Source organism: Brevundimonas sp. UBA6550, assembly GCF_002434505.1.
Lineage (GTDB): Bacteria > Pseudomonadota > Alphaproteobacteria > Caulobacterales > Caulobacteraceae > Brevundimonas.
In genome coordinates this window covers 1-17,644 of sequence record NZ_DJKE01000008.1, presented here as the reverse complement: position 1 = coordinate 17,644, position 17,644 = coordinate 1, and the positions used below count along the sequence as shown (strand labels likewise).

At 66.4% G+C, this 17,644-nt stretch carries 28 protein-coding genes; 3 read left to right on the top strand and 25 right to left on the bottom strand.

The annotated features are described in order from the left end of the window. Positions 1–115: 115 nt before the first annotated feature. The 21 genes from rplO to rpsJ all read right to left on the bottom strand — a co-directional run bounded on the left by rplO (position 116) and on the right by rpsJ (position 9,728). Positions 116–709: a 50S ribosomal protein L15 gene (gene rplO, locus B3Z70_RS07945; protein WP_292020054.1), complete on the bottom strand. Its 594-nt coding sequence runs from the start codon at positions 707–709 to the stop codon at positions 116–118. Positions 710–853: 144 nt separating this feature from the next. Next, positions 854–1,042, bottom strand: coding sequence for a 50S ribosomal protein L30 (rpmD, locus tag B3Z70_RS07940; RefSeq protein WP_184277823.1), 189 nt, complete (start codon positions 1,040–1,042; stop codon positions 854–856). Positions 1,043–1,044: 2 nt separating this feature from the next. Continuing rightward, positions 1,045–1,653 carry a 30S ribosomal protein S5 gene (gene rpsE, locus B3Z70_RS07935; RefSeq protein WP_248117194.1) on the bottom strand — a complete coding sequence of 203 codons (609 nt, stop codon included), beginning with the start codon at positions 1,651–1,653 and terminating at the stop codon, positions 1,045–1,047. 12 nt (positions 1,654–1,665) lie between these two features. Further along, positions 1,666–2,022, bottom strand: a complete 357-nt coding sequence (rplR, locus tag B3Z70_RS07930) for a 50S ribosomal protein L18 (RefSeq protein WP_154726238.1) — start codon at positions 2,020–2,022, stop codon at positions 1,666–1,668. A gap of 3 nt (positions 2,023–2,025) precedes the next feature. Then, positions 2,026–2,559: a 50S ribosomal protein L6 gene (gene rplF / locus B3Z70_RS07925; RefSeq protein ID WP_292020056.1), complete on the bottom strand. Its 534-nt coding sequence runs from the start codon at positions 2,557–2,559 to the stop codon at positions 2,026–2,028. 1 nt (position 2,560) lies between these two features. Beyond that, complete coding sequence (gene rpsH / locus B3Z70_RS07920) at positions 2,561–2,959, bottom strand: 30S ribosomal protein S8 (protein ID WP_219895805.1); 399 nt, start codon at positions 2,957–2,959, stop codon at positions 2,561–2,563. 15 nt (positions 2,960–2,974) lie between these two features. After that, positions 2,975–3,280 (bottom strand): 30S ribosomal protein S14, encoded by a 306-nt coding sequence (rpsN, locus tag B3Z70_RS07915; RefSeq protein ID WP_017506048.1) that lies wholly within the window; start codon positions 3,278–3,280, stop codon positions 2,975–2,977. Between the two features lie 19 nt (positions 3,281–3,299). Next, the gene (gene rplE / locus B3Z70_RS07910) at positions 3,300–3,860 is read right to left on the bottom strand and encodes a 50S ribosomal protein L5 (RefSeq protein WP_292020058.1); all 561 of its coding nucleotides are present in this window, start codon (positions 3,858–3,860) and stop codon (positions 3,300–3,302) included. Then, complete coding sequence (gene rplX, locus B3Z70_RS07905; RefSeq protein WP_292020060.1) at positions 3,860–4,168, bottom strand: 50S ribosomal protein L24; 309 nt, start codon at positions 4,166–4,168, stop codon at positions 3,860–3,862. Before rplX ends, rplE begins: the two co-directional genes overlap by 1 nt. A gap of 1 nt (position 4,169) precedes the next feature. Beyond that, the gene (gene rplN / locus B3Z70_RS07900) at positions 4,170–4,538 is read right to left on the bottom strand and encodes a 50S ribosomal protein L14 (protein ID WP_248117202.1); all 369 of its coding nucleotides are present in this window, start codon (positions 4,536–4,538) and stop codon (positions 4,170–4,172) included. A gap of 18 nt (positions 4,539–4,556) precedes the next feature. Then, entirely contained in the window at positions 4,557–4,799 is a 243-nt protein-coding gene (gene rpsQ / locus B3Z70_RS07895) for a 30S ribosomal protein S17 (RefSeq protein WP_087119313.1), read from the bottom strand. A 10-nt stretch (positions 4,800–4,809) separates the two neighbouring features. Then, positions 4,810–5,007, bottom strand: coding sequence for a 50S ribosomal protein L29 (gene rpmC / locus B3Z70_RS07890; RefSeq protein WP_054765463.1), 198 nt, complete (start codon positions 5,005–5,007; stop codon positions 4,810–4,812). Beyond that, positions 5,007–5,447 (bottom strand): 50S ribosomal protein L16, encoded by a 441-nt coding sequence (rplP, locus tag B3Z70_RS07885; RefSeq protein WP_087119314.1) that lies wholly within the window; start codon positions 5,445–5,447, stop codon positions 5,007–5,009. Before rplP ends, rpmC begins: the two co-directional genes overlap by 1 nt. A 3-nt stretch (positions 5,448–5,450) precedes the next feature. Beyond that, complete coding sequence (gene rpsC / locus B3Z70_RS07880) at positions 5,451–6,206, bottom strand: 30S ribosomal protein S3 (protein ID WP_248117204.1); 756 nt, start codon at positions 6,204–6,206, stop codon at positions 5,451–5,453. Beyond that, complete coding sequence (gene rplV / locus B3Z70_RS07875; protein WP_292020062.1) at positions 6,206–6,586, bottom strand: 50S ribosomal protein L22; 381 nt, start codon at positions 6,584–6,586, stop codon at positions 6,206–6,208. Before rplV ends, rpsC begins: the two co-directional genes overlap by 1 nt. A gap of 3 nt (positions 6,587–6,589) precedes the next feature. Next, the gene (gene rpsS, locus B3Z70_RS07870) at positions 6,590–6,868 is read right to left on the bottom strand and encodes a 30S ribosomal protein S19 (RefSeq protein ID WP_017506055.1); all 279 of its coding nucleotides are present in this window, start codon (positions 6,866–6,868) and stop codon (positions 6,590–6,592) included. 2 nt (positions 6,869–6,870) lie between these two features. Beyond that, positions 6,871–7,707 carry a 50S ribosomal protein L2 gene (rplB, locus tag B3Z70_RS07865; protein ID WP_248117208.1) on the bottom strand — a complete coding sequence of 279 codons (837 nt, stop codon included), beginning with the start codon at positions 7,705–7,707 and terminating at the stop codon, positions 6,871–6,873. 4 nt (positions 7,708–7,711) lie between these two features. Beyond that, positions 7,712–8,014: a 50S ribosomal protein L23 gene (locus B3Z70_RS07860; RefSeq protein ID WP_017506057.1), complete on the bottom strand. Its 303-nt coding sequence runs from the start codon at positions 8,012–8,014 to the stop codon at positions 7,712–7,714. Then, entirely contained in the window at positions 8,014–8,652 is a 639-nt protein-coding gene (rplD, locus tag B3Z70_RS07855; RefSeq protein ID WP_292045314.1) for a 50S ribosomal protein L4, read from the bottom strand. The genes B3Z70_RS07860 and rplD overlap by 1 nt, the downstream gene beginning before the upstream one ends. Next, on the bottom strand, positions 8,652–9,401 hold the full coding sequence (gene rplC, locus B3Z70_RS07850) for a 50S ribosomal protein L3 (protein WP_055753390.1): 750 nt from the start codon (positions 9,399–9,401) through the stop codon (positions 8,652–8,654). Before rplC ends, rplD begins: the two co-directional genes overlap by 1 nt. 21 nt (positions 9,402–9,422) lie before the next feature. Next, positions 9,423–9,728 (bottom strand): 30S ribosomal protein S10, encoded by a 306-nt coding sequence (gene rpsJ / locus B3Z70_RS07845; RefSeq protein ID WP_003164367.1) that lies wholly within the window; start codon positions 9,726–9,728, stop codon positions 9,423–9,425. A gap of 669 nt (positions 9,729–10,397) precedes the next feature. Here rpsJ and B3Z70_RS07840 point away from each other — a divergent pair. Continuing rightward, positions 10,398–11,144, top strand: coding sequence for an outer membrane beta-barrel protein (locus tag B3Z70_RS07840; protein ID WP_292020067.1), 747 nt, complete (start codon positions 10,398–10,400; stop codon positions 11,142–11,144). A 137-nt stretch (positions 11,145–11,281) separates the two neighbouring features. Here B3Z70_RS07840 and B3Z70_RS07835 read toward each other — a convergent pair whose 3' ends face one another. The 3 genes from B3Z70_RS07835 to B3Z70_RS07825 all read right to left on the bottom strand — a co-directional run bounded on the left by B3Z70_RS07835 (position 11,282) and on the right by B3Z70_RS07825 (position 14,347). After that, positions 11,282–12,175 carry a DUF2807 domain-containing protein gene (locus tag B3Z70_RS07835; RefSeq protein WP_292020068.1) on the bottom strand — a complete coding sequence of 298 codons (894 nt, stop codon included), beginning with the start codon at positions 12,173–12,175 and terminating at the stop codon, positions 11,282–11,284. Positions 12,176–12,258: 83 nt separating this feature from the next. Then, on the bottom strand, positions 12,259–13,173 hold the full coding sequence (locus tag B3Z70_RS07830) for a transcriptional regulator (protein WP_292020070.1): 915 nt from the start codon (positions 13,171–13,173) through the stop codon (positions 12,259–12,261). Positions 13,174–13,186: 13 nt separating this feature from the next. Beyond that, entirely contained in the window at positions 13,187–14,347 is a 1,161-nt protein-coding gene (locus B3Z70_RS07825) for a GNAT family N-acetyltransferase (RefSeq protein ID WP_292020072.1), read from the bottom strand. A gap of 152 nt (positions 14,348–14,499) precedes the next feature. Here B3Z70_RS07825 and B3Z70_RS07820 point away from each other — a divergent pair, with 152 nt between their 5' ends. Next, positions 14,500–14,661, top strand: coding sequence for a hypothetical protein (locus tag B3Z70_RS07820; protein ID WP_292020075.1), 162 nt, complete (start codon positions 14,500–14,502; stop codon positions 14,659–14,661). Positions 14,662–14,698: 37 nt separating this feature from the next. Next, the gene (locus tag B3Z70_RS07815) at positions 14,699–15,742 is read left to right on the top strand and encodes a L,D-transpeptidase family protein (protein WP_292020077.1); all 1,044 of its coding nucleotides are present in this window, start codon (positions 14,699–14,701) and stop codon (positions 15,740–15,742) included. A 3-nt stretch (positions 15,743–15,745) separates the two neighbouring features. Here B3Z70_RS07815 and B3Z70_RS07810 read toward each other — a convergent pair whose 3' ends face one another. Continuing rightward, on the bottom strand, positions 15,746–17,341 hold the full coding sequence (locus tag B3Z70_RS07810) for a carboxylesterase/lipase family protein (RefSeq protein WP_292045312.1): 1,596 nt from the start codon (positions 17,339–17,341) through the stop codon (positions 15,746–15,748). Positions 17,342–17,644: the final 303 nt, after the last annotated feature.

Sequence of the window (17,644 nt, the reverse complement as noted above, 5' to 3'; positions counted from 1 at the left end):
CGACTGATTGAGTCGTCAGATAGGCGAGAAGCGGCGCTCTTGCGAGGCCGCTTCCGTTCTTTCGTCGTCGCAGGTGTAATCAGGCCACGGCCTAATAGCCGCGACGACGTGTTGCTTAGGCTTTGGCGGCGGCGCGCTTGGTACGGGCCGAGATCTTGTTCTCGTCGCCGCGCGGAGCCTTCGGCGCCGGGGCCTTGCCCTTGGCGGCGTTGCGCTTCTCGACGCGCGCGGCGGCCTTGGCTTCGGCTTCGATGCGTTGTTCGACGACCGAACCGCCGGCGGCTTCGATGACCTTCTTGGCGCCGGCCGTGGCCGACCAGACGACCAGGTTCAGCGCCTGCTTCACTTCGCCGGTGCCCAGCAGACGCACGCCGTCCTTGACGCGACGGATCACGCCGGCGGCGACCAGGGCGTCGCCCTTCAGTTCCGACTTGGCGTCCAGCTTGCCGGCGTCGATGGCGTCCTGCAGGCGCCACAGGTTCACTTCAGCCAGCTTCAGGGCGTTGGGATTGTTGAAGCCGCGCTTGGGCATACGCATGTACAGCGGCATCTGGCCGCCTTCGAAGCCCAGCAGGCTGACGCCCGTACGCGACTTCTGACCCTTGACGCCGCGACCGGCGGTCTTGCCCTTGCCCGAGCCGGGGCCACGGCCGACACGCATGCGCTTCTTGTGCGCGCCTTCGTTGTCGCGGATTTCGTTCAGTTTCATGTGCCTGATCCTTTCGGGTGCTAGCGCCCGGAACAGTCGTCCAGACTCGGCGGTGAAAAAATGAAGGGCCGCTTCTAGGCGGCCCCTCGGGTATCTGCAAGTGCAGAAACGCCCTCCCCCGGTTTCGGGAGAGGGCGCAACGTCTTACTTTTCGACGATCTCGGTCAGGTGGGCGACCTTTGCGATCATCCCACGAACCGAAGGCGTGTCCTCCAGGGTCGATTCACGACCCAGGCGGTTCAGCCCCAGGCCCACCAGGGTGGCGCGCTGGTCGTTCTTGCGGCGGATCGGCGAACCGGTCTGCTTGACGGTGACGGTCTTCTTCTCGGCCATGATCAGGACTCCACGGCTTCGGGCGTCGAGGCGCCGTCGTTGCGGCGGCCCATCAGGTCGGCGACCTTCTTGCCACGCTTCGAGGCGACCTGACGCGGCGACGACTGGACCTTCAGGGCCTCGAACGTCGCACGGATCATGTTGTAGGGGTTCGACGAGCCGGTCGACTTGCCCACGACGTCCTGGACGCCCAGGGTTTCGAGGACAGCACGCATCGGACCGCCGGCGATGACGCCGGTGCCGGGAGGGGCCGCGCGCATCATGATCTTGCCGGCGCCCCAACGGCCGTTGCCGTCGTGGTGCAGGGTGCGGTTCTCGCGCAGCGGAACGCGGATCATCGTCTTCTTGGCTTCTTCCGTCGCCTTGCGGATGGCTTCCGGCACTTCACGCGCCTTGCCGTGACCGAAGCCGACGCGGCCCTTGCCGTCGCCGACGACCATCAGGGCTGCGAAGCTGAAGCGACGGCCGCCCTTCACGGTGGCGGCGACGCGGTTGATGTGAACCAGCTTCTCGACGATGTCCGAATCCGGGCCATCGACAGCGGGAGCGTTGCGGTTGTCACGACGGTTGCGATCGTTGCCGCCGCCGCCGCGTTGGGGTTGTTGCGCCATCTGTCGCGTCCCTTAGAAGTTCAGGCCGGCTTCACGCGCGGCTTCCGCCAGCGCCTTCACCCGTCCGTGATAGATGTACTCGCCGCGGTCGAAGACGACGTCCTTGACGCCCTTCTCGATGGCGCGTTCGGCGATCAGCTTGCCGATCGCGGCGGCCGCGGCCGTGTCCGAACCGCGCTTGCCCTTGCCGCCTTCCAGCGACGAGGCCGACGCGACGGTCACGCCCTGGGCGTCGTCGATGATCTGGGCCGAGATGTTCTTGTCCGAACGATAGACCGACAGACGCAGACGACCGTTGGCGACAGCCTTCAGGCGACGGCGAGTGCGCTCCGAGCGGCGCTTGGCTTGTTGTCGAAGAGAAAGAGCCATGACTTACTTCTTCTTGCCTTCCTTGCGACGGACCTTCTCGCCCGCGTAACGGACGCCCTTGCCCTTGTAGGGTTCCGGCGGACGCAGCTTGCGGATGACCGCGGCGACCTGACCCACAGCCTGCTTGTCCGAGCCCGAGATCTTGATCTCGGTCTGCTTGGGCACAGCGAAGCTGACGCCGGCCGGCGGGTCGATATCGACTTCGTGCGAGAAGCCGAGTTGCAGCGACAGGGCGTTGCCCTTCATCGCGGCGCGGTAACCCACGCCGACCAGTTCCAGCGACTTTTCGAAGCCTTCGGTGACGCCGGTGACCATGTTGTCGACCAGGGTCCGCGACAGACCCCACATCGCGCGGGCGCGAGGGGTGTCCGAACGCGGGGTCAGCGACAGGTCGTCGCCTTCCTGCTTGACTTCGATCTCGTCGGCGACCGTCCAGGCGCGTTCGCCCTTGGGACCCTTGACGGTGATGTTCTGGCCGTCGAGCGCGACAGTCACGCCCTTCGGCACGGCGATGGTTTTCTTGCCAATACGGGACATATCAGTAGACCCTGCAGAGGACTTCGCCGCCGACATTGGCGTCGCGAGCGGCGGCGTCGGACATGACGCCCTTCGAAGTCGAGAGGATCGAGATGCCGAGGCCGTTCTTGATCGGCTTCAGATCGCCGATCGCCGAATAGACGCGGCGGCCCGGCTTGGACACGCGCGCGATCTCGGCGATGACGGGCTGGCCGTCGAAGTATTTCAGCTCGATCTCGAACTGCGGAAACTCACCCGGGTTCTGAACCAGGTTGTAGCCGCGGATGTAGCCTTCGTCCTGCAGCACGTCCAGGACGCGCTGGCGCAGACGCGAAGCGGGGGTCAGCACCTTGGAACGCTTGCGGGTCGCCGCGTTCTTGATGCGAGCGATCATGTCGCTCAGGGGATCGTTGATCATCATGTCTGTTCGCTCCCCTTACCAGCTCGACTTCGTCAGGCCGGGAATCTGGCCCAGGTTGCCCAGTTCACGCAGCGCGATCCGGCTCATCTTGAGCTTGCGATAGAACGCACGCGGGCGACCCGTCACTTCGCAACGGTTGCGAATGCGGCTAGGCGCGGAGTTGCGCGGCAGGGCGGCCAGTTGCAGGCGCGCCTCGAAGCGCTCCTCCAGCGGCAGGTTTTCGTCGTTGGCGGTCGCCTTCAGGGCGGCCCGCTTTGCGGCATACTTCGCAACCAACGCCTTGACGGCCTCGTTGCGGTTTACGGCGCTCTTCTTAGCCATTGTGCTCTTCCCTTCCCGCTCAGTTCTTCACGAACGGGAACTTGAACTCGGTGAGGAGAGCCTTGGCTTCCTCATCGGTCTTGGCCGTGGTGCAGACGACAATGTCCATGCCCCACATCTGATCGATCTGGTCGTAGTTGATCTCGGGGAACACGATGTGTTCCTTCAGACCGGTGGCGTAGTTGCCGCGACCATCGAAGGACGTGCCCTTCAGACCACGGAAATCCTTCACGCGCGGCAGCGCGATCGTGATGAACCGGTCCAGGAACTCGTACATCTGGTCGCCGCGCAGCGTGACCTTGCCGCCGATGACCATGCCTTCACGCAGCTTGAAGCCGGCGATGGAGTTGCGGGCCTTGGTGGCGACAGCCTTCTGGCCGGCGATGGCCGTCAGGTCCTTGAGGGCGGTGTTCACCTTCTTGGAGTCCGCGACGGCTTCGCCGATGCCCATGTTCAGGACGATCTTGTCCAGCTTGGGCACCTGCATTTCGTTCGTATAGCCGAACTTTTCCTTCATCACCTGGCGGATGCGCGAGTGATATTCGCCCTTGAGGCGCGGAGCGTATTTCTCGGTCGCCATCAGATGACGTCTCCCGTCGTCTTGGCGATGCGGACCTTGGCGTCCCCATCGATCTTGAAGCCGACGCGGGTCGCCTTGCCGTTGGCGTCGGCGATCGCGACGTTCGACAGGTGAAGCGAGGCTTCCTTGTTCTTGATGCCGCCTTGCGGGTCAGCCTGGCTCGGGCGCGTATGGCGCTGAACCATGTTGACGCCTTCGACGACGACGCGGTTTTCGGAAGGCAGGACCTTCAGCACGTTGCCCGTGCGGCCCTTGTCCTTGCCGGTGAGGACGACGACACGGTCGCCCTTCTTGATCTTGGCGGCCATGTTACAGGACCTCCGGAGCCAGCGAGATGATCTTCATGTGGTTCTTGGCGCGCAGTTCGCGGGGAACCGGGCCGAAGATCCGCGTGCCAACCGGCTCGTTCGCCTTGTTGACGATGACGGCGGCCGACTTGTCGAAGCGGATGACCGAGCCGTCCTTGCGTTGGATGTCCTTGGCGGTGCGCACGACGATGGCGCGAACGACGTCGCCCTTCTTCACGCGGCCGCGCGGGATGGCTTCCTTCACGGAGGCGACGATTGTGTCGCCGATCGAGGCGTAGCGGCGCTTGGAGCCGCCCAACACCTTGATGCACATGACCCGGCGGGCGCCCGAATTATCGGCCACTTCCAGGTTAGTTTGCATCTGGATCATAAGATCAGATCCTTCTGATTACGAGGCCGAGGCCGGGGAGATGACTTCCCAGCGCTTCAGCTTGGACTTCGGGGCGCACTCGACGATGCGAGCGATGTCGCCGACCTTGAGCGCGTTGGCTTCGTCGTGCGCGTGATACTTCTTGGAGGACCGGACGGTCTTCTTCAGAAGCGGGTGGAGCAGCGTGCGCTCCACCTTCACGACGACGGTCTTTTCGCCCTTGTCGGACACGACCACGCCTTCGAGAATTCGCTTGGGCATATTCGTTTCCTTACGAGGCCGCACGCTTCTCGCGCAGAAGCGTCGAGATGCGGGCGATGTCTTTGCGCACTTCACCCACGCGGTGGGTCTTTTCCATTTGGCCGGTGGCCGCCTGGAAGCGCAGGTTGAACTGTTCCTTCTTGAGCTTCAGCAGCTCGTCGGCCAGTTGGTCGGTCGTTTGCGACCGCAGATCGGCGATCTTGGTCATTAGGCGGCTACCTCGACATGAGCGACGCCGGCGTCGATGCGGGTCACCACCTTGGTGCGGACCGGCAGCTTGGCTGCGCCGAGACGGAGCGCTTCGCGGGCGACATCGTCCGGAACGCCGTCGATTTCAAACAGGATACGGCCAGGGTGGCAGCGCGCGGCCCAGTGGTCCACGGCGCCCTTGCCCTTACCCATCCGGACTTCGGCCGGCTTGCCCGTGACGGGCAGGTCGGGGAAGACGCGGATCCAGACGCGGCCTTGGCGCTTCATCTGGCGAGTGATCGCGCGGCGAGCCGCTTCGATCTGACGCGCGGTGATGCGTTCCGGCTCCAGCGTCTTCAGGCCGTACGACCCGAAGTTCAGCGAGAAGCCGCCCTTGGCCGAGCCGTGGATGCGGCCCTTGAAGGCCTTGCGGTACTTGGTCTTCTTCGGTTGCAACATGACTTAGTTCTCACGTCCCCGGTCGCGACGCGGACCGCGGTCGCCACGGGGGCCGCCGCGTTCGCGGCCTTCGTTCGAGGACGGACCCGAGGCTTCCTGGGCCCAACGCTTGTCCTGGGCCATCGGATCGTGCTCGAGCACTTCACCCTTAAACACCCAGACCTTCACGCCGATGATGCCGTAGGTCGTCTTGGCTTCGTAGAAGCCGTAGTCGATGTCGGCGCGCAGGGTGTGAAGCGGCACGCGACCTTCGCGGTACCATTCCATCCGTGCGATTTCCGCGCCGCCCAGACGACCCGAGACATTCATACGAATGCCCTTGGCGCCCAGACGCATGGCCGACTGCATCGAACGCTTCATGGCGCGACGGAAGGCCACGCGGCGTTCCAGCTGCTGCGCGATGTTCTCGGCGATCAGCTGCGCATCGGTTTCCGGCTTGCGGACTTCGATGATGTTCAGGTGAACTTCACCCTCGGTGCGCGCCGAGATGTCCTTGCGGAGCTTCTCGATGTCAGCGCCCTTCTTGCCGATCACGACGCCCGGACGGGCGGCGTAGATGGTGATGCGGCACTTCTTGTGCGGGCGCTCGATGATGATGCGCGATACGCCGGCGGCGGCCAGACGCTCCTTCAGCCACTCGCGCAGCTTCAGGTCCTGGTGCAGCAGGCGGGAATAGTCGGCGCCGGCGGCGAACCAACGGCTGTCCCACGTGCGGTTCACGCCGAGGCGCAGACCGACCGGATTGATTTTCTGTCCCATCAGGCGGCCTCGCCGGCTTCACGGACCACGATGGTGATCTCGCTGAACGGTTTCAGGATGCGCGACGAGCGACCGCGAGCACGGCTCGCGAAACGCTTCATCACCAGGTTCTTGCCCACGAAGGCCTCGGCGACGACCAGGTTGTCGATGTCGAGGTTGTGGTTGTTCTCGGCGTTGGAGATCGCCGAATACAGGACCTTGCGGACGTCGCCGGCGATGCGCTTACGGCTGAATTCCAGCTCGTTCAGCGCCTTCTGCACCGGCATGCCGCGGATCGAGGCGGCCACCAGGTTCAGCTTCTGAGGGCTGATGCGGACGTTGACCAGCTTGGCGCGGGCCTCGGTCGGGGCGACCCGACGGATGTTCTTGGTCTGGGCCATCGGTTACTTCCTTTTGGCCTTCTTGTCCGCCGCGTGGCCCGGGAAGTTCCGGGTCGGGGCGAACTCGCCGAGCTTCATGCCGACCATCTCTTCCGAGACCGACACGGGCACGTGCTTCTGACCGTTATGGACGCCGAACGTCAGACCGACGAACTGCGGCAGGATGGTGGAGCGGCGCGACCAGGTCTTGATCACGTCCTTGCGGCCCGACGATTGAACGGCGTCGGCCTTCTTGAGCAGATACCCGTCGACAAACGGGCCTTTCCAGGAGGAGCGGGCCATTCTTAGCGAGCCTTCTTAACGTGGCGGGTACGGATGATGTACTTGTCCGTAGCCTTGTTCTTACGGGTGCGGGTGCCCTTGGTGTCCTTGCCCCACGGCGTGACAGGGGTGCGACCACCAGAGGTCCGGCCTTCACCACCACCATGCGGGTGGTCGATCGGGTTCATGGCGACGCCGCGGACGTGCGGACGCCAGCCCATGTGACGCTTGCGACCGGCCTTGCCCAGGTTCTGGTTCATGTGATCGGGGTTGGAAACCGCGCCCACCGTGGCGATGCAGCCGTCCAGGACCATGCGCAGCTCGCCCGAGCCAAGACGGATCTGGGCGTAGCCCTGATCGCGACCCACCAGCTGGGCGTAGGCGCCGGCCGAACGGGCCAGCTGGGCGCCCTTGCCCGGCTTCATTTCGATGTTGTGGATGATCGTACCCACCGGCATCGAACGCAGCGGCATGGCGTTGCCAGGCTTCACGTCGGTCTTTTCGCCCGCGATGATCGTGTCGCCCGCCTTAAGGCGTTGCGGCGCGATGATGTAGGTCTTCTCGCCATCGGCATAGGTGACCAGGGCGATGAAGGCCGTGCGGTTCGGGTCGTATTCCAGACGCTCGACCGTGCCGACCATGTCCCACTTGCGACGCTTGAAGTCGATCTTGCGGTACAGGGTCTTGGCGCCGCCGCCACGGAAGCGGACCGCGATGCGACCGCCCTGCCCGCGTCCGCCCGACTTGGTCAGGCCTTCGGTCAGCGACTTTTCCGGACGGCCCTTGTGGAGTTCCGAACGGTCGACCAGCACGAGGGCGCGACGGCCCGGCGAAGTCGGATTGTAGGTTTTCAAGGCCATCTGATCAGAGCCCCGTGGTGACGTCGATCGACTGGCCGTCGGCCAGCGTCACGATCGCTTTTTTGATGTCGACGCGACGACCCAGGATGCCCCGGAAGCGCTTGGTCTTGCCCTTTTGGACCAGGGTGTTGACCTTGACGACGTTGACTTTGAACAGGCTTTCGACCGCGGCTGCGATCTCGTCCTTGGACGCCGTGTCGGCGACGCGGAAGACGACCTTATTCTGCTCGGACAGGATCGTGGCCTTTTCGGTGATCACCGGGGCCAGGATGGTGTCGTAGTGCTTGGCGGTAGGTTGAGCGGCCATTACGCGGCTTCCTTATCGCTGAAGCGGGCTTCGATCGCCTCGATGGCGGCCTTGGTCAGCACCAGCTTGTCCGCGCGCAGGATGTCATAGACGTTCAGGCCGGCGTTCGGCAGCACGTCGATGTGCGGGATGTTGCGTGCGGCCAGGCCGAAGTTCGTGTCGACTTCGGGACCCGCGATGATGAGAGCCTTGGTCCAGCCCAGCTTGCCGAACGTCTCGCGCAGGGCGGCCGTCTTGGCTTCCTTGACCGAGACGGTGTCGACGACGATCAGGTCGCCGGACTTGGCCTTGGAGGACAGGGCGTGACGCAGAGCGAGCGCGCGGATCTTCTTCGGCAGCGAGAAGCCGTGGTCGCGAACGACCGGACCGAAGGCGCGCGAGCCGCCGATGAACTGCGGCGCACGGCGCGAACCGTGACGAGCGCCGCCGGTGCCCTTCTGCTTGTACATCTTCTTGCCCGTGCGAGAGTTCTCGTTACGGGTTTGAACCTTGTGCGTGCCGGCGCGGCGCTTGGCCAGTTGCCAGTTGACGGTGCGGGCCAGGATGTCGCCGCGGATGGCGTCGATGCCGAAGACGGCGTCCGACAGCTCCACGTCGCCAGCAGACTTGCCGTCGAGTTGGATGACAGAGAGTTTCATTACGCTTCACCGCCTTCGGTCGCTTCGACAGGGGCTTCTTCAGCCGGGGTCGAGGCGGGTTGAGCAGCAGACTTGCTCGACTTCAGCGCGCCGGGGAACGGAGCGTCGGCCGGGCGAGCCTTCTTGATGGCGTCGCGAACCTTGACGTAGCTGCCGTCGTGACCCGGGACGGCGCCCTTGATCAGGATCAGGCCACGCTCGGCGTCCACGCGGACGACGGTCAGGTTCTGGGTGGTGACGGTTTCGGTGCCGTAGTGGCCGGCCATCTTCTTGCCGGGGAACGTGCGACCCGGGTCCTGACGGTTACCCGTCGAACCGTGCGAACGGTGCGAGACCGAGACGCCGTGGGTGGCGCGAAGGCCGCCGAAGTTCCAGCGCTTCATGGCGCCGGCGAAACCCTTACCGATGGTCTCGCCCTGGATGTCCACCTTCTGGCCGACCAGGAAGTGTTCGGCCGACAGTTCGGCGCCCACGTCCAGCAGACCGTCCGCATCGACGCGGAACTCGGTGACATAGGCCTTGGGTTCGACTTCCGCCTTGGCGAAGGTCTCGCGTTGAGCCTTGTTGGTGTTCTTGGCCTTCTTCGTGCCAGCGCCCAGCTGGAGAGCGACGTAGCCGTCACGCTCCTGGGTACGTTGGCCGACGACTTGGCAGCCGTCGAGCTGCAGCACAGTGACCGGTACGTGCGCGCCGTCATCGGCGAACACGCGGGTCATGCCCAGCTTCTTGGCGATCACGCCCGTGCGCATCGGATCCCGCCTCTTTCTACTTTAAATCTTGATCTCGACGTCCACGCCGGCGGACAGGTCGAGCTTCATGAGCGCGTCCACGGTCTGCGGGGTGGGGTCGACGATGTCGAGCACGCGCTTGTGCGTGCGGATTTCAAACTGCTCACGCGACTTCTTATCGACGTGCGGAGAGCGGTTCACGGTGAACTTTTCGATCAGGGTCGGCAGCGGAATCGGACCGCGAACGGTCGCGCCGGTGCGCTTGGCTGTATTGACGATCTCGCGCGTCGAGAAATCGAGGACGCGATGATCAAAGGCCTTGAGCCTGATGCGGATGCTTTGATCCATATCGGTGCTTACTTCCAATGCGGTCGGAGGACCGCGTCCCTGTGAACCATTTCAAAGACCGAAGGCCTTCGGGCGCTAGGCCCTCAGGATACGCAAATCCGCAAAAACGATCGGCCCACGCAGTTCCCCGCGAAGGCCGCTGAAGTCCCAAGAAGCTGCAAAGAACAGTGACTTAGGTCGTTCTTGCGAACCGCGTCTGCACCGAAGTGCACAGCCGGTCCAACAAGAGTGGTGGCTTATGCCTACCGATTCCGATTTCGTCAAGCGGCGAAACCAAGGCGCAGACAGGATTTCGTCAGGCCTTCGCGGGCGTCCGACCGAACCCCAGATCGGCGCTGCGCGACCTGCCGGAGTCACACCTTATATAGAGGGCGCTTCCCATCAATCTACGACCAGACGGATTTCGCCGAGCGGCGCGGAGCGGGAATCGCTTGCCTGCCCCCCTCGCCGGTTCAGAGCCCGCGCCTCTATTCTTAGCGGGCGTTAACCGCTCGCCATCGGTTCTCCGCGTTGACGACACATTCTTGCCGCACCACGTGACAGTGGCGCAACAGTTTGGCGACAGCGGCTTATCGAACGGCGGTTTAGTGCTGCGCCTGGGTCATATGCTGTTAGCAGGCGCCCCTCCCCGGACCCCCATCCGGGCCAGACTGCTAAGGACAAGACAAAATGAAGACGATCCTCCTCGCCTCGGCCGCCGCCGCCACCCTGTTCGCCGCCCCGGCCTTCGCTCAAGACGCCATCGGCTCGGTCGGCCTGGGCTACGCCCACACCGACACCGAGGGCTTCAAGACCGACGGCGCCACCCTGGACGGCGTCACCGCCATGAAGGTCGCCCCGGAATGGACCGTGACCCTGAACGGTTCGGTCGCCTACTCGGACAGCGACCTGGGCGACGACACCGTCGGCGCAGCCGCCGCTCACCTGACCAAGACCTTCGGTTCGGACCTGCGCGCCGGCGCCTTCGCGGGCGTTTCGGACCTGGGCGGCGAGAACTACTTCTCGGTCGGCGGCGAAGTGCAGAAGTATCTGGCCTCCGCCACCCTGACCGGCGTTGTCGCCTACACCGATCTGGACGGGGCTGACGCCTGGACCTTCGGCGGCGACTACGCCTACTACGTCAACCCGTCGCTGCGCCTGAACGCCGGCGTGTCGTACAACAACATCGACACCGACGTGGCCGGCAAGGTCGACGCCTGGGCCTACGGCGTCGGCGCCGAATACCAGCTGGACAACAGCCCGATCAGCCTGTTCGGCTCGTGGCAGCGCGTTTCGCTGAACGATGTGGACGTCGATTCCGACAACTTCGTCATCGGCGCACGCTACAACTTCGGCGGCGCGCTGCAGACGCTGGACCGCGCCGGCGCCAACCTGGGCCGCACCCTGGCGGGCCTGCCGGGCATCCGCGGCTTCTGATCGAGCCGCCGGCCAGAGCCGGAAGACAGAGAAGCCCCGGCGGAGCGATCCGCCGGGGCTTTTTCCATGGGCGAAAGGGAAAAGACCCCCGGGGTTCCACGACCGGGGGCCTTGCCTTTCAGACGAGGAGGCGGACCTCAGCGCCCGATCTGCAGCGAACCAGACCCGACCACGGTGCGCGACACCGAACCCGTGGCGGAGGCGACGCGGACATTGCCCGATCCGGCTATGGCCACGCTCAGGTCGCGGGTCGCCCCGCCATAGTTCACGTCGCCCGATCCGCCGATGGCCACCGACAGCTTGTCCATCCGCCCCTGGCGCACGGTGATCCCGCCCGAACCGCCGATGGACAGGTCGCCGTCGCCGCCGGCGCTGGCCACCTCGACATTGCCCGATCCCCCCACGGCCGCCTTCAGGTCGCCGGTGGGACCGGCGTAGATGCTGCCCGACCCGCCCACATTGCCTTCCAGCGCCCGCGAGGATCCCGCCCGGATCGAGCCCGAGCCGCCGACGCCCAGCGACACCCGCCCGTCGACATTGGCCACGTTCCACGCCCCGCAGCCGCCGCTGTTCAGTTCGACCGAGCGCGCGCCGCGTCCGACCGAGCCGAACACCGCCCCGCCGGCGCTGACATCCACGTCGCGCGGCGTGCGGATCACGATCATCGGCGCGTCCTCCAGGCGTACGCGGCCCAGGTTGCTGACCTCGACGGTCGCGCCACGGCCCGGCTGGGCCGGATCGGCGCGGCTGGCGTTGCAGCCGCGGATGCGATTTCCGCCATTGGCCCAGAATCCGCCGTTGCGGCCCAGGCCGCCGTCGATGCGGACGCCGCGCCCTTCGCGGCGCACCTGGACGGCCGGCAGGCCCGAGGCGCCTTGCGTCACCTCGACCCCCACGTCCTGGCGGTCCTCCACGATCACGACGACCCGCGCCACGGCGTTGCGGATCTGGACCTCGGCGGCCGATGCGGGGGCGGCGGCCATCCCCGTCAGGGCGGCGGCTGCGGCGGCGGCGATCAATGCGGTCTTCATTCGGCTGTTCCCTTCCCGTCTATGCAGGAAAGGTGCGCGCCGCCCGCCGCGAAGTCATTTTAACTTCAGGTCATGAACGCGATTTAACCTGCGGGCTTCAGCGTTCCCGCCCCGTCCGCCGCCCCGACCTCCGGTTCGAAATCGCGTTCGAAATGGGCGATCCGGCTCTTCATCGCGCCGGCCCGCTTCAGCGCCAGCGACGCCGCCCAACGCGCAGCCAGTTCCGGCGTCGCCATCCCGTCCGTCTGACGCGGCCGTCCACCCCGGCTGCGGATCACCGCATTGGTGAACAGCGCTCCGTTCCTGAACCGCGACGGCCAGGTCTGGAAATCCATCGACAGGCTGACGCAGAAGCGATCCAGATTCTCCACCCGGTGCGGCGCATACAGCGGCCAGGTCAGCGCCCGTCCCGGCTCCAGATCCATGACCTGGGCGTCCTCCTCGAACGCCAGCGTATAGGGCAGTTCCTCGGTCGTCTGGCGCGTCACCACCTGTTCCATGTTTCGCTCGGGCAGGTGCCGCTCGTCGCCCGGATAGACGAACAGCCGCTTGTGCCCCCGCAGATGGAACAGCACCACCCCGGCTGCGTCGAAATGATAGGGCACCCGCGCCTTGGGCGACGACAGGATCAACTGCCCCGCGTTCCGCACGGCCCGCATCCCCGGATAGGTCGCCTGGATGGCCGCGAAATCCTTCATCGCCGCCGCCCATAGCTCGGGCCAGCCGCGTTCCACCCCGCGCAGATTGACCCACAGCCGGCCCTGTTTGATCGCCTCCAGCAGGTCCTCTCCCGACAGCCGCCCGCGCGCGCCGGTGCGCAGCGACACCTGCCCCGCGTCGTCGAAGTCGTACAGATTGATGTCGAACAAGTCGGCCGGATAGCGGTCCAGCACCGCCGCCAGGGCCGCATCCTCGGCGAAGCCCTGCGCCACCAGCGTATGCGGATGATCCCTGGCCTCGGCGATCGGGCCGGGATAGCGGGTGCGGCGTTCGGTCATGACAGCCTCTCCTTCACGCATGGGCGACGCGCGCGGGCGTCTTCTTGCGGGCGGCCAGTTTCTGCGCCATCGCACGCGCCGCGACCGCCGTGCCTTTCAGCCGTCCGGCCGACGTCGGCTCGCACGCCTCGATGGTGGCCCAGCGGCGGCGCAGCGAGGTTCGCACCTTCTCGCCCCGCTCGCCCACCTGGGCCAGCGCGCCCACGGCCATGTCGCCCAGCGCCTGGCTCAGCCCCGGCTTCAGCACCACGGCCTCGCGCACCGTCTGGCGGGCGTTGACGAAATACTTCTTGTAGGGCTCGCCCTCGAAGCCGAAGTCGAACACGCGGAACCCCTCGGCCGAGGCCAGCCGCATCGTGTCCATGCTCAACAGTATGCCCGGCGAACACCGCGCCAGCCCCGGCTCATAGACCGGGAACCAGAAATGGTAATGCCGCCCGGCGTGCAGCGAAAACTCCACCGCCACCAGCTTGTCGCCCGCGTGCATCGCCGCCATCGAGGCGCCGAAGTCCGCCCGCCGCTCGGTCATCAGGGCGTGCAGCAGATCCCGCGTCCAGCCGCAGCCGAAGATGTCGTGCAGGCCCGACCGCCGATACTGCGCCGCCTTCAGGTCGATCAGCTGATCCAGCAGCGCCGGGTCGCGCAAGCACCGCTCGACCCGGATCGGGCCCAGCTCGGCCTCCAGGCTGCGACGCGCCCGTTCCTTGTCCTTGAAATATTTGCCGAAGGTGGCGCGCCGCTCGGCGTACCAGGCGTCATAGCCCTCTTCCGGCATGGCGGCCTGCACGGTCTGGCGCGTCTGGCCCGCCTCGCCCGCGCCGATCCAGCCCGGCACGTTCAGACTGCGCGCCTTCAGCAGTCGCGCGACATCCTCCAGCGCGATCGTCTCCCCGACCGGCGCGATCACCCCGTGATAGTCGTTCATCGGCGCCCCAAGCGGCTGCACCGCCCCGCCGCGCCTCTGATGCGGAAAAAAGCCCACGATCCGGCCGTCGCGCCGAAACACCGCAATCGCCGCGCCGGGGCAGACGCGGCTGGCGATCTCGGCATAGTCCCAGCGGAAATAGGGGCTGGCCAGATCCGGGTTCTCGGCCGTCCAGGCGCGCCACAGGGCCACGGCGGCGCCATCCAGCGCACCGGCCTCCACGATCTCGACCTGCAGGTTTCCGCTCATGCCCATCCTCGTCGGACCGTGCGCCGCAAGGTCCGTTCCACAGCCTACCCTTGCACGGCGCGCGTTTCAGCAGGGTTGATCGGCATGGTGAACAAGCGTTGACGGAGCCGTCGCCCGCCCCGTGCGTTTCCTGACCTTCCAGGGAGATGACCATGACCGACAGCCGCCCCGACGACCGTAAAGTCGAGAACGAAAACCTTCGCCCCGACAAGCCCGGCCAGCCGCCTCGCCCCGCCACCGAACCCCAGGGGTCCAAAGGCTCGTCCAACTCGGGCGAAACCGAAACCGATCCCGCCACGGGCAAGCCGAACTGAACACGCCCCTTTACGCCCGCCTGCCGAAAGCCATTCGATGAACCGTCCCGCCTATCTTGCCGCCCTCGCCGTCCTGTCGCTCGCCGCCTGTTCGCCCCAGCAGGAGGCCAAGGCCCCCGCCGCCCAGGTCGGACAGACCGGCCCCCTGTCGCGTGACGCCATCGAAAACGCCGCCTATGCCCCGCCGACCCAGCCGACGCCGCAGGAGGGAGCGGCCCCGGCTCAAACCCCGGCCCAGCCCGATCCCGCCCTGATCCACGCCCAGGTCCTTCTTGAACGGGCGCGCTTTTCGCCCGGCGCTATCGACGGCCTGGCCGGCTCCAACATGAAGCAGGCCATTTCCGCCTTCCAGAAGGCGCAGGGCCTGCCGGTCAACGGCCAGCTGGACGCCGAGGTCATGGGCCGCCTGCGCGCGGCCGGCGCCGGCGCGATCACCACCACCTATCAGATCACCCAGCAGGACATCGCCGGCCCCTATCTCGGCACGGTCCCCACCGATCTGGCGGCTCAGGGCCAGGCGGATCACATGGGCTATGCCAATGTCGTGGAGGCGCTGGCCGAGCGGTTCCACGTCACCGAGGCCCTGCTGCGCGCCATGAACCCCGGCGCCGACTTCACCCGCGTCGGTCAGTCGCTGCTGGTTCCCGCCGTCAATCACACGCCCCTGCCGGCCGATGTCGACCATATCGACGTCGACAAGTCCGAGGGTTCGGTCCGCGCCTTCGACGCCGACGGCAAACTGATCGCCTACTTCCCCGCCACCATCGGCAGCGGCGACAACCCCACACCGACCGGCACGGTCAAGGTCAACGGCGTGGCCCGCAATCCCGACTACACCTACGACCCGTCCAAGCTCAGCTACGGCGACGGCAAGGAAAAGGTCGTGGTCAAGCCCGGCCCCAACAATCCGGTCGGCGTCGTCTGGATCGACCTGAACAAGCCCAGCTACGGCATCCACGGCACGCCCGACCCGGAACTGGTCGGCAAGACCGCCTCGCACGGCTGCGTCCGCCTGACGAACTGGGACGCATGGACCCTGGCCGACAAGGTCAAGCCCGGCGTGACCGTGCGCTTCATCTAGGCGTCAGTGGACCGCGCCGAACGACGTTCCGTCCCAGAAGGCGCAGTGGTGACGGTCGAAGAAGTCGTGGTCCATCCGGTCGCCTTCGGGCGCGAACACCCGCACCGGCCCCGCACCCTCGACGCGGGGCCATTCGGCGGCGAACGCTTGCGTGCCGAACGTCGCCCAAAGACGCTGCATCCGATCCGACAAGGCCTTCTGTTGCGGGGTGAACCGCTTCACATCCGCGAACACCCAGCTGGTCCCGAACACATAGGCCAGCTCGCTGGCGTGATACGCCCCCAGGTCCAGCCCGACGATCCAGTCCGGCAGCACGAACGGCGCCTGGCGATCCGCGAACTCATAGCCCCAGACCGGCACATGGGCCGACAACACCCGCCGCAGGGCCTGTGACGGACAGGCGAACCTCTGGTCGGTGAAGTTCGTGGCGATGGCGTAGGCGGGCCCGTCCTCACCGACCGGATAGCGGTCCAGCACCCGCTGGCCCTCGTCGCCATACATCCAGATCGTCTCCTTCTGATAGCGATCCATCGTCTTGACCTCGTTGGCGAACAGCCGGCCCTCGTCCAGATTGGTGCCGACCAGCACCGGGACCTGGGTGAACCGCCCGTCGCGCAGCGCGTCCGCCGGGCTTTCCGGCACGGTCGCATCGGTATGCACCGGCCCCCACGACCCCGGCCCGTTGATCCCCGCCCTCAAAGACGGCGCCCGCGACAGCCGCCACGCCGGCAGGGCCTTCAGGCAGGCGACCTGATCCGGCCCGTCGCACCCCAGCCGTTCGGCGAACATCGGTCCCGACTGGGCGGCGTCGTGTGCGCTGACCAGGGACGATGGCTCCAGGCATCCACCGCTCTGCATGATGACCCGCCGATACAGCCCCTGCGACCCCGGCGACGCCATCAGGTAGCAGGCCGTCCAGGCCCCTGCGCTCTCGGCGAACAGGGTGACGTCGGCGGGATCGCCGCCGAAGGCCGCGATATTGCGATGCACCCATTTCAGCGCCGCCTGCTGGTCCATCAGGCCGAAGTTGCCGCCGAACCCCTCCCCCGTCGCCTGAAACCCCGGATGGGCCAGCCAGCCCAAAGCGCCCAGCCGATAGTTCATCGTCACCACCACCCGCCCCTGGTCGCGGGCCAGCTTCGACGGATCGTAGTTGGCGCCGGATCCCACGGTGAAGGCGCCGCCGGGGATATAGACCATCACCGGCCGGGCCTCTTCCGGCTGCCCGGCCGGGGCGTAGATGTTCAGATAAAGACAGTCCTCGGACCCCACCACAATCCCGCCGCCCCCGCCCAGAATGGCGCGCCGCCCGATGGCCTGGGTGCAGTCCGAACCGATCCGCGTCGCATCGCGCACGCCGGACCAGGGCTCGACAGGCTGCGGCGCCCGCCAGCGGCCGTCGCCCACCGGCGGCGCGGCGAAGGGCACGCCCAGAAACGCCCGCGTCCCATCCCCCTCGACCCCGCGCACGGTCCCGTCCTCGGTGGACGCCAGCACCGTCTTCCCATCGCCGGCGAACAGGACATGATCGACCCGGCCGGGATGGGTGGCGCAGGCCGTCAGCGCCATCAGGCACGCAAGCAGGGGGATCAGACGCATCGGGAACCTTGGCTGTTCGGCAGTTCACCCGAACGCCTGAACACGCAACCCGTTGCGGACCCGCGCTATGCCTCCCGCCTTCCCTACCTCTCCGTCATCCTCGGGCTCGACCCGAGGATCGGGCGCCGAACGGGCTATGCGCCGCCTCCCACGCAACGCGGCCCGATTGGTGACGGCATGGAGGTGACGGTCTTGGGGTGTTCGTCGCCCCAAAGCAAAAGCGGCCCCCGGATCGCTCCGGGGGCCGCTCTGTACGCTACTCTGTTCGGCTCGAGGGCCGGATCGTGTCGTCGATTACTCGAC

Coding starts and splice junctions, on each gene's coding strand:
- rplO (WP_292020054.1), bottom strand. CDS start 709: ATGAAACTGAACGAAATCCGCGACAACGAAGGCGCGCACAAGAAGCGC.
- rpmD (WP_184277823.1), bottom strand. CDS start 1,042: ATGGCCGAGAAGAAGACCGTCACCGTCAAGCAGACCGGTTCGCCGATC.
- rpsE (WP_248117194.1), bottom strand. CDS start 1,653: ATGGCGCAACAACCCCAACGCGGCGGCGGCGGCAACGATCGCAACCGT.
- rplR (WP_154726238.1), bottom strand. CDS start 2,022: ATGGCTCTTTCTCTTCGACAACAAGCCAAGCGCCGCTCGGAGCGCACT.
- rplF (WP_292020056.1), bottom strand. CDS start 2,559: ATGTCCCGTATTGGCAAGAAAACCATCGCCGTGCCGAAGGGCGTGACT.
- rpsH (WP_219895805.1), bottom strand. CDS start 2,959: ATGATGATCAACGATCCCCTGAGCGACATGATCGCTCGCATCAAGAAC.
- rpsN (WP_017506048.1), bottom strand. CDS start 3,280: ATGGCTAAGAAGAGCGCCGTAAACCGCAACGAGGCCGTCAAGGCGTTG.
- rplE (WP_292020058.1), bottom strand. CDS start 3,860: ATGGCGACCGAGAAATACGCTCCGCGCCTCAAGGGCGAATATCACTCG.
- rplX (WP_292020060.1), bottom strand. CDS start 4,168: ATGGCCGCCAAGATCAAGAAGGGCGACCGTGTCGTCGTCCTCACCGGC.
- rplN (WP_248117202.1), bottom strand. CDS start 4,538: ATGATCCAGATGCAAACTAACCTGGAAGTGGCCGATAATTCGGGCGCC.
- rpsQ (WP_087119313.1), bottom strand. CDS start 4,799: ATGCCCAAGCGAATTCTCGAAGGCGTGGTCGTGTCCGACAAGGGCGAA.
- rpmC (WP_054765463.1), bottom strand. CDS start 5,007: ATGACCAAGATCGCCGATCTGCGGTCGCAAACGACCGACCAACTGGCC.
- rplP (WP_087119314.1), bottom strand. CDS start 5,447: ATGTTGCAACCGAAGAAGACCAAGTACCGCAAGGCCTTCAAGGGCCGC.
- rpsC (WP_248117204.1), bottom strand. CDS start 6,206: ATGGGACAGAAAATCAATCCGGTCGGTCTGCGCCTCGGCGTGAACCGC.
- rplV (WP_292020062.1), bottom strand. CDS start 6,586: ATGGCCCAGACCAAGAACATCCGTCGGGTCGCCCCGACCGAGGCCCGC.
- rpsS (WP_017506055.1), bottom strand. CDS start 6,868: ATGGCCCGCTCCTCCTGGAAAGGCCCGTTTGTCGACGGGTATCTGCTC.
- rplB (WP_248117208.1), bottom strand. CDS start 7,707: ATGGCCTTGAAAACCTACAATCCGACTTCGCCGGGCCGTCGCGCCCTC.
- B3Z70_RS07860 (WP_017506057.1), bottom strand. CDS start 8,014: ATGGCCGCTCAACCTACCGCCAAGCACTACGACACCATCCTGGCCCCG.
- rplD (WP_292045314.1), bottom strand. CDS start 8,652: ATGAAACTCTCTGTCATCCAACTCGACGGCAAGTCTGCTGGCGACGTG.
- rplC (WP_055753390.1), bottom strand. CDS start 9,401: ATGCGCACGGGCGTGATCGCCAAGAAGCTGGGCATGACCCGCGTGTTC.
- rpsJ (WP_003164367.1), bottom strand. CDS start 9,728: ATGGATCAAAGCATCCGCATCAGGCTCAAGGCCTTTGATCATCGCGTC.
- B3Z70_RS07840 (WP_292020067.1), top strand. CDS start 10,398: ATGAAGACGATCCTCCTCGCCTCGGCCGCCGCCGCCACCCTGTTCGCC.
- B3Z70_RS07835 (WP_292020068.1), bottom strand. CDS start 12,175: ATGAAGACCGCATTGATCGCCGCCGCCGCAGCCGCCGCCCTGACGGGG.
- B3Z70_RS07830 (WP_292020070.1), bottom strand. CDS start 13,173: ATGACCGAACGCCGCACCCGCTATCCCGGCCCGATCGCCGAGGCCAGG.
- B3Z70_RS07825 (WP_292020072.1), bottom strand. CDS start 14,347: ATGAGCGGAAACCTGCAGGTCGAGATCGTGGAGGCCGGTGCGCTGGAT.
- B3Z70_RS07820 (WP_292020075.1), top strand. CDS start 14,500: ATGACCGACAGCCGCCCCGACGACCGTAAAGTCGAGAACGAAAACCTT.
- B3Z70_RS07815 (WP_292020077.1), top strand. CDS start 14,699: ATGAACCGTCCCGCCTATCTTGCCGCCCTCGCCGTCCTGTCGCTCGCC.
- B3Z70_RS07810 (WP_292045312.1), bottom strand. CDS start 17,341: ATGCGTCTGATCCCCCTGCTTGCGTGCCTGATGGCGCTGACGGCCTGC.